This is a genomic window from Halarchaeum salinum (assembly GCF_039520965.1).
GTDB classification, from domain to species: Archaea; Halobacteriota; Halobacteria; order Halobacteriales; family Halobacteriaceae; genus Halarchaeum; species Halarchaeum salinum.
In genome coordinates this window covers 1-7,502 of record NZ_BAAABL010000054.1, presented here as the reverse complement: position 1 = coordinate 7,502, position 7,502 = coordinate 1, and the positions used below count along the sequence as shown (strand labels likewise).

Here is a 7,502-nt window from a genome sequence, read left to right as displayed (position 1 = left end):
CGTACGGCTCCGCCGTCCGAGCGCGAGCGTGGTATCGCCAGTTTCGTGAAATTGTGCTCGCCGCCGCAGTCTACAACGTCGAACAAGCCGTGAAACAGTGAATCCCGTCGCCCTCTGCGGATTCAATGAAGCCGTCCGAACATACCGCCGGTATCACCGAGCACATAGAGGCCGTTCGCGACGATGATGCATTCGAGACGAGCATCGTGCCGATTGGGTCCGGCCTCGCTGTGAGTGCCTACCGCCCCTGACCATCGCTCTCCGCCAGTTACAGCCGTCAAGCCACGACCGAATACCCGATCCACCTTGACCTCCACCCGCACCTAAAGACGTCCCCAGAACGCTTTGCGTTCTGGTGGGCGAACGAGACCAAAGGTCTCGTTAACGTGGGAATCCCGCCACGGGATTTCAGGCCGGGCGTGGCCCTCTGGTTTCAAGACGCATACGTCCACGCGTCTCTTGCGTGGTAGCATCGGCGTGGGTATCTTGCGGGGCGTCAAATGCCCTCATCCTCAGCTGAGTCATCGCCATCGGTGTGTTCTCTTGAATGGCTCTCTCCGCTGAGGTAGCGGTCTGCGATGTTCACCGCTCCGTTCATGTCCGCTTGGTACTCGCCCATCCAGCAAGCGTCGTTCGTACACTTGAACGTCGCCTGTCTGACTTGCTCGACCTCGGCGTCCGTATGTTCCTTGTACGGTCAATGCCCTCCCGAAGCATGATGATCTGGATACTCCAGAACATCAGGTCGTAGACTCCCAACGTTGTAGTTGTCGGACCATGCGGCGTCGTAGCTTTGGCATTCCGATTTCCATGTTTCTCGTATCTGAAATTATAGCCGTGGCGCTGACACGCATCTTGCAACGAGTGCGATCCATCGACAAGAAACACGGCGTTGACGAGATGCGACGCATCTCGTTCGCTAACTAGAAACCTATGGTTTCTGGTAACGGCATACAGCCAGTACTGTTCGTCGTTGAGTTGGATCACAGTCTCGTTGACTGCGATGTGATCCGGACACCGACCAGTCTCGGGCTATAGATCGGCCTTGTGAGCCCAATTATGAACGGTAGATTGAGCACACTTGACACCGAATACCTCAAGAACAAAAACAGTATTTGAAAGCGAGAGTCCAGCAAGATACAGTTGAATACTGATCTTCATCAACAATCTCATTGACACTTCTCGTTCAACTAACGCTATGTTAATATCATCTAAACATCCGTTGAGGCGGTTGTTTTCGGGGATGGAGCACTCAGAAAACGAACTACCTCATCTGTCATTCTTATCTGAACACTACCATCGGGATGGCAGTATTTAGCTATGGCTGAAAATTAATGTGTGGTGATTTTGTGCTGGTCTATGGTAGAAACCTCATACCTCAGCGGTCATAGCAACTGGATCGACTTGGATTTTGTGGAGCGAGAGCGGACACCGAGCAAGCTGATGCAACTTGGTATTCGCCTCCATCTGTCTAGTTTATCGCTATCGAATACCGTCTCAGAATTAGAGCAGTTCGGTGTCAAACGCTCTCGGAAAGCCGTTTACGATTGGGCGCAGAAGGCCAATCTACAGCCCACCAGCGAATGAGTCAAGATCACATTGCGCTCAACGAGACGGTGATCCGGATCAATAGTCAGTAGTTCTAGCTGTACACCGCAGTCGATCCAGAGACAAACAGGTTCCTATCCCTGAGGCTGTTTACGACAACTACGACGGCATTGACTCCGCAGTTTCTCCGGGAGTTGCGTGAGAAACACGATGTCTCCGACGCCACCAGAACGCGTTGCGTTCTGGTTGGCAGACGAGATGCGTCGCATCTCGGCAACGCCGTGTTTCTCGTCGATCACGCTCAGCACCTAGCGGCGGCCCTGCATCGAGTAGGACTCCGATTTCAAATCGTCCGTCATGGGAGTTGGAACGCTGTCAAATATATCTTTAGAGGAATGAAAAGTCATACCTCCTTGTTTAGCAATGGTTTTAGCCACGTCGATCCGGAGACCGCCGAAACGCGGTTGCAAACCTTCGTCATCTGGTGGTACCCGCTTAACTAAACATGATACGGGGCCGTACCCAGAATTATAAATAGACAGGATAAGTAGAACCACGCACTTCGTTGGCTAGCGATTAGCCGACGGTAGAGCTACAATGGATGCAATCGTCCAAACTGGTGCGGAGAGCGTAGAGATACAAGAACGAGAGATTCCGACACCCAACTCGGATGAGGTGTTGGTGCGCGTCCACACCGCCGGGCTCTGTGGCAGTGACGCACACGCCTACAAGTACGACGAGAGCTATCACTGGATACCGATTCCTCGAATCATGGGACACGAGTATTCCGGGACCGTCGAGTCGGTCGGTTCGGACGTCACGACCATTAATCCAGGCGAGAAGGTCGTTGAAGAACCGATCCACGACTGCGGCGAGTGCTTCCAGTGTAAGAACGGACAGCCAAACGTCTGTCAGGACTTCTCCATTACGGGGATGCACCGCGACGGCGCGTACACGGAGTACGTGACTGTCAACCCTGAGCATCTCCACCGCGTGCCAGAGGGCGTCCCGCTCCGAGACGCGGCACTCACGGAACCGACAAGTATCGCCGCGCGCGCGGTGCTGACGCAGTCGACCCTCGAACCGGGCGATGCCGTGCTCGTGCAGGGGCCTGGGCCGATCGGTGTGCTAACCGCCGCAATCGCCGACTCACTCGGCGCGAACGTCGTCGTCTCCGGACTTGAGAAGGACACCGCGTATCGTCTCCCTCTCGTCGAAGAACTTGGTATCGATACGGTCAACGTCGCGGAGACGGAGCTGTCCGACGTCGTTGAGGAGCGCACTCTTGGCGGTGGGTTCGACGTCGTGTTCGACGCCACCGGCCACCACTCCGGCGTCAAGATCGGCGTGGGGCACGTCCGAAAGGGCGGGCAGATCGTGATAGTCGGGATCCCGAACGGCGTCAGCGAGGTTGCGCTCGCTGACTCCGTCCGCGGCGAAGTCGGTATCAACACGTCCTACGGATCGACGTGGCGTAACTTCGAGCAGGCGCTTCGCTTGCTGGAGGACGGCGCCGTCGACGCCGCGACAATAATGGATACGTCGTATTCGACGGACAATCCGGCCGCGGCGTTTGAGGCGTTTCTGTCTTCCAAAACGTGTAAGCCGACGTTCTCTCTCGGCGATTGAGATAGCGTCCCGTCTTCTCAATCGGCGATGCTCGCCCTCAATGCCAAGGGAGCCAACTTATCGGGGCCGTTCGGTAATGCCGGAACAGTAGCCGTCGGTTTCGAGGCGCTGAATTACAGACATATCTACGTAAAAACTGCGGTCAGAGCCAGGGTACCGCGCCGAGCGCCTCGGGTAATACCGAACTGCGGGACTGCTACGAATACTTCAAGTTGACCTCGATGACGTTCGCGGCGCTCTTTACTCGTTGTGGGAGGTCGTTCTTAAGACGTTCGTCGTGCATTCGGCTGGCGGGCCCAGAGACGCTCACAGCGGCCAAGACGTCGTCGTTCTCGTCGAATATCGGGGCCGCGACACATCGCATACCGTCGACGCGCTCGCCATCGTCCGTCGCGTACCCGCGGTTGCGGATCTTCTCGAACTCTGTATAGAGCGTTTCACGATCCGTTATCGTGCTCTCGTTGATCCGCGGAAGTCCGTGCTCGCTGATGATGCCCTTGACATACTCTCGGGGGTGGTGTGCCAGGATCGCTTTCCCCATCGCTGTCGTGTGTACGGGCACGCGCATACCGGAGTGTGTGTCGATAGTCACCGCATCTTCTCCCTTCGATTTATACAGGAATACGGCGAGCCCGTGTTCCACCATACCAAGGTTTGCATGTTCGCCTGTCTCGGTGGCGAGTCGCTTGACGACAGGCCGCGCGACGCGGAACACGGGCATGTTCTCGCGTGCGTAGCCGCCGTATTCGAGGAAACGAGCGCCGATCCGATACCCGTCAGAGTCGGCAACGACGAGATCAAGATTAATAAGTGTCGTCAGATGATCGTGTGCGGTGCTCTTCGGCACGTCGATGTGCTCGGCAATGTTCGTCACCGTCGGCTCGTCTAGGTCTTTTATCGCATCAACCACGTCGAACATCGTTCCAGCCGACTTGACACGCAGTTCCTCGCTCGCCATACGACATCATAGCAATCTGTGTGATATCAACCATTCGGTATTGCCCAACGTTGGGTCGTTCCCCACCGCTCGACTCCGAGTAACCGTGGATAGCGATCCGTGGGTATTCCCCCAACAGATCCATGGTGAGGCGTGTCCGGCTCAGTCATCTGAATCGGCGCTTCCTATCGCAGGATCGCTCTTGGGTTGGAGATGGTTGATACTGTTGAGCGGTGGCTACGGAGTCGAAGAAGACAAGGGCACCGCGGCAGCGGTTCCCGACACGAATGATTCCGATAGATGTGTTTGGGTTGGAATCGGTCGCAGCGGACCTGTTGGCGAAGGTTCGCTGGCGTGACGGTGTTACCTGTCCTCGCTGCCATTCTGATCACACGGTCAGAACCGGCATCTATCGAGAGTTTCAGCGGTAACTCTGTAAGAATTGCGACCGCACGTTCAACGACAAAACTGGCACAATATTCGCTCACTCGAAAATTGCACTCCGGGAATGGTTGTTCCCGATATACGCGTTTCTCCGGTTTAACACGAGCCTCCGCCAGATACAGTGCGAGATCGACGTAATTCACAAAACGATGCATCGGCGCATCGAGCGCTTCACTAGAGCGCTCAATGCGCCTCCCCTCGATCTGGTTGAACCGGTCGAAATCAACGAAATGTACGTTTCTGCTGGGAAGAAAGGCCACGAGCGCGACCAACAGTCATGTTGACTTTGTGCTGGACGGCAGCGTTCGAGAGTCGTCGAATCGCGGTGTCGGCATCTCCGGCCGCGACGTCAAGGTCGAACTTCAGCCCGTCAAAGCCCTCCCCGATGACCGCTTCGGCGGCATAGTCGTAGGCTACGAGGGGCTTGCTCTGGCCCTTATCAAGGTGCGCACCGGCGTGACAATCACGGTAGATGCGGACCTCGCCACGATATTTCCCGCTGAGAAGTTGGTAGATGGGCAGGTTGACAAGTTCCCCGACGGCAGCCTGCGAGTAGCTGACGGCCCCAGCGAATCCGGAGAGGAACTGCGTCATGTGATCGGTGAGCCGCTTGAAATCGGAGGGTCTTCGCCGACGAGGCCCGGTTCGGGGTCCTCGATCTGTTCGCTGGTCGGGCCGTTGAACGCCTCGCCGACGCTGGCGTCCGTCTCGTCAGTGATGATGTTTTACGGGAAGTTCCCACTAACGAGGTGAAAGTTGATATTGGTGATTTCGACGTCGCGAGTGGGTGGAACTTCCACCGAACCGTGCGGGCGTCGCCAGAACGCTTTGCGTTCTGGCTGCCAACTAGAAGCCGGAGGCTTCTGGTGACGTTGACGAGACGCAGAGCGTCTCGTTCGCGCACAAGAGCTTTGCTCTCGTGAACGCTGTATCCCCTCCCTGCTCGCCCCTTCCGTTTGGTCGGCGCTCGCTGAGGAAGGGGGCTTATCGCCTCAATTTAGCTAAATGGATGCGTATATCAGCGGAACAGTTATGTATCTCTCATCAGTTGACGGAATCATGACGGATCGAACGATACTCATCCGACGTGAGGGGACGCACGGCATACCCGTAGAGGAGTACGCAGCGGCAATTCGAGAGCGTAGACCGGACGATGACGTCATCCTCGCGCGAACCCGAAGCGAAGAACTCGACTTGATCGAGGACGCGGACGTCGTGGCTGGACTAACCTTCGATGAGGAGTTGCTTGAGCGGGCGTCATCGATGCAGCTCTTCGCGGGACTGGCTGCTGGCTACGAGCATCTCCCCCTCGAGGAGATAGCCGAGCGCGGCGCGGTCGTCACGAACGCCTCCGGCGTCCATGGCCCGAACATGGCCGAGCAAGTACTCGGGAACCTCCTCGTCTTCGCGCGACGCCTCGATGAAGGATGGCGGCGCCAGCAAGACCGACATTGGGAACACTATCAGGCGGGGGAGCTGAAGGGGTCAACGGTGACCGTCGTCGGCCTCGGGGCTATTGGACAGGACATCGTCCAGCGCCTTGAGCCATTCGAGGTCGGGACAATCGGTGCGCGCTACACGCCGGAAAAGGGCGGGCCGACCGACGAGATCGTCGGCCTCAAAGGTGCTGAGTTCGAGGACGCGATCTCCCGGACGGATTACCTCGTGCTCGCGTGCCCGCTGACCGAGACGACTGAGGGGCTCATCGACGCGGACGTCTTTGAGACGCTGCCTCCGAGCGCCGTGCTCGTGAACGTCGCACGCGGCCGCGTCGTCGAGACAGATGCGCTCCTCAACGCCCTGCGCGGGAACGAACTCGGCGGGGCGGCCCTCGACGTCACCGACCCCGAACCCCTCCCGGAGGGCCACCCGCTCTGGAACTTCGAGAATGTCCAAATAACGCCCCATATGGCGGGCTGTACGCCTCACTATTACGAGCGGTGTGCGGATATCCTCTCGAGAAACCTCGAGACTGTGGACAAGACAGGCGAGTATCGCGACCTTGAAAATCAGGTCGCCGGTCCCAAGTAGCGGGGGGAGACGTTACGAAATCACGGGCGCTGCCAGCCGAGATCTGCTGTGGCTATTCGGTTGCGAAGCCGAAGTCGCCATCGGTGTTAACCGAGAACTCATCGTCAAACGCGGGGATGTTGACGATGGCGTTTCGAGTCGCCTGGGTGACGTCGTTGACCTGTGGTGGGTCACGGTGGCGTTCCGCGAGCTACGGCATGACGCAGGTTCCAGTCGGCACCGGCACCTGCTGATGCTGGCCTACCACCTCCTCAAGTTCGGTGCTGCACACAGCGCTCTTTGAACACTTCTCGCATGTGCGAACTCACTCCGCAACGACGTCAAACGATCCTCCGCGAAAGCGTTCAAAATCTTCTCTCCTGGGCACTCAACAGCCCCTACCGCAGCATCAACGGGCAAATGCACCAAATCGACGGTATGTTCGTCTAACGTGCGAAGTTAAGTAAGTGAACTACCCTGCCCTACCGCGCTCGGGGCTACCCGCCCCTCGCTTGTTGAGGACAGGGCTTCCTGTTTCTGTGTCGGAATTTATACCCGAATGCACAGGGATTCCAGACTCCACAGGCGACGTCCCTTCACGGGTGGTTCGGAGTGTCCCACACCTACCAACTGGACACTCGGCCACAATCGACGGTGCGCGCTTCTTGTCGTCGTTCGAAAGGCGCGCTGCGCCTTTCGTGATGACGAAACGGCGACGCCGTTTCGAACCACGCTTGAACACCGTCGGAGGCGTGGTGAGCATCGTACTACTACGTTCGACCGTGTGGGTAGTAAACGTACCGATGAACGTGCAAACAAGCGTTGCGTCGTTGACAAGACGTGGAGCGTCCCGTTCCGCACGAGAGCTTAGTGGTTAGGGGAAGTTATGGAGGTGGCGCCTGATACGAGAGTATGTCTGGAGATCGCCGCAAAG

The 7,502-nt window shown here is 57.4% G+C and carries 5 protein-coding genes and 5 pseudogenes; 7 read left to right on the top strand and 3 right to left on the bottom strand.

All coding sequences use genetic code 11. The annotated features are described in order from the left end of the window. Positions 1–101, top strand: a pseudogene (locus tag ABDZ36_RS09370) (IS5/IS1182 family transposase); the annotation flags it as partial. Between the two features lie 24 nt (positions 102–125). Further along, a complete protein-coding gene (locus tag ABDZ36_RS09365) occupies positions 126–251 on the top strand; it encodes an O-methyltransferase (RefSeq protein WP_343749292.1) in 126 nt (41 codons plus the stop codon). Positions 252–408: 157 nt separating this feature from the next. Here the strand turns inward: ABDZ36_RS09365 and ABDZ36_RS09360 are convergent. After that, positions 409–658 (bottom strand): annotated as a pseudogene (locus tag ABDZ36_RS09360) (transposase family protein); the annotation flags it as partial. A 137-nt stretch (positions 659–795) separates the two neighbouring features. Beyond that, positions 796–1,245: pseudogene (locus ABDZ36_RS09355) on the bottom strand (transposase domain-containing protein); the annotation flags it as partial. A 114-nt stretch (positions 1,246–1,359) separates the two neighbouring features. On the opposite strand from ABDZ36_RS09355, the pseudogene ABDZ36_RS09350 reads away from it, so the two are divergent. Both ABDZ36_RS09350 and ABDZ36_RS09345 read left to right on the top strand, forming a co-directional pair. Then, a pseudogene (locus ABDZ36_RS09350) lies at positions 1,360–2,051 on the top strand (transposase domain-containing protein). Positions 2,052–2,145: 94 nt separating this feature from the next. Then, positions 2,146–3,177 (top strand): zinc-dependent alcohol dehydrogenase, encoded by a 1,032-nt coding sequence (locus ABDZ36_RS09345; RefSeq protein WP_211313687.1) that lies wholly within the window; start codon positions 2,146–2,148, stop codon positions 3,175–3,177. Positions 3,178–3,373: 196 nt separating this feature from the next. On the opposite strand, the gene ABDZ36_RS09340 is transcribed toward ABDZ36_RS09345, so the two are convergent. Beyond that, entirely contained in the window at positions 3,374–4,135 is a 762-nt protein-coding gene (locus ABDZ36_RS09340; protein ID WP_211313688.1) for an IclR family transcriptional regulator, read from the bottom strand. A 266-nt stretch (positions 4,136–4,401) separates the two neighbouring features. Between ABDZ36_RS09340 and ABDZ36_RS09335 the strand changes: the two are divergent. The 3 genes and pseudogenes from ABDZ36_RS09335 to ABDZ36_RS09325 all read left to right on the top strand — a co-directional run. After that, a pseudogene (locus tag ABDZ36_RS09335) lies at positions 4,402–4,836 on the top strand (transposase); the annotation flags it as partial. Continuing rightward, positions 4,745–5,311 carry a hypothetical protein gene (locus ABDZ36_RS09330; RefSeq protein ID WP_211313690.1) on the top strand — a complete coding sequence of 189 codons (567 nt, stop codon included), beginning with the start codon at positions 4,745–4,747 and terminating at the stop codon, positions 5,309–5,311. The pseudogene ABDZ36_RS09335 and the gene ABDZ36_RS09330, both read left to right, overlap by 92 nt. A 306-nt stretch (positions 5,312–5,617) precedes the next feature. Continuing rightward, complete coding sequence (locus ABDZ36_RS09325; protein ID WP_211313689.1) at positions 5,618–6,589, top strand: D-2-hydroxyacid dehydrogenase; 972 nt, start codon at positions 5,618–5,620, stop codon at positions 6,587–6,589. The last annotated feature ends 913 nt before the right edge of the window (positions 6,590–7,502 follow it).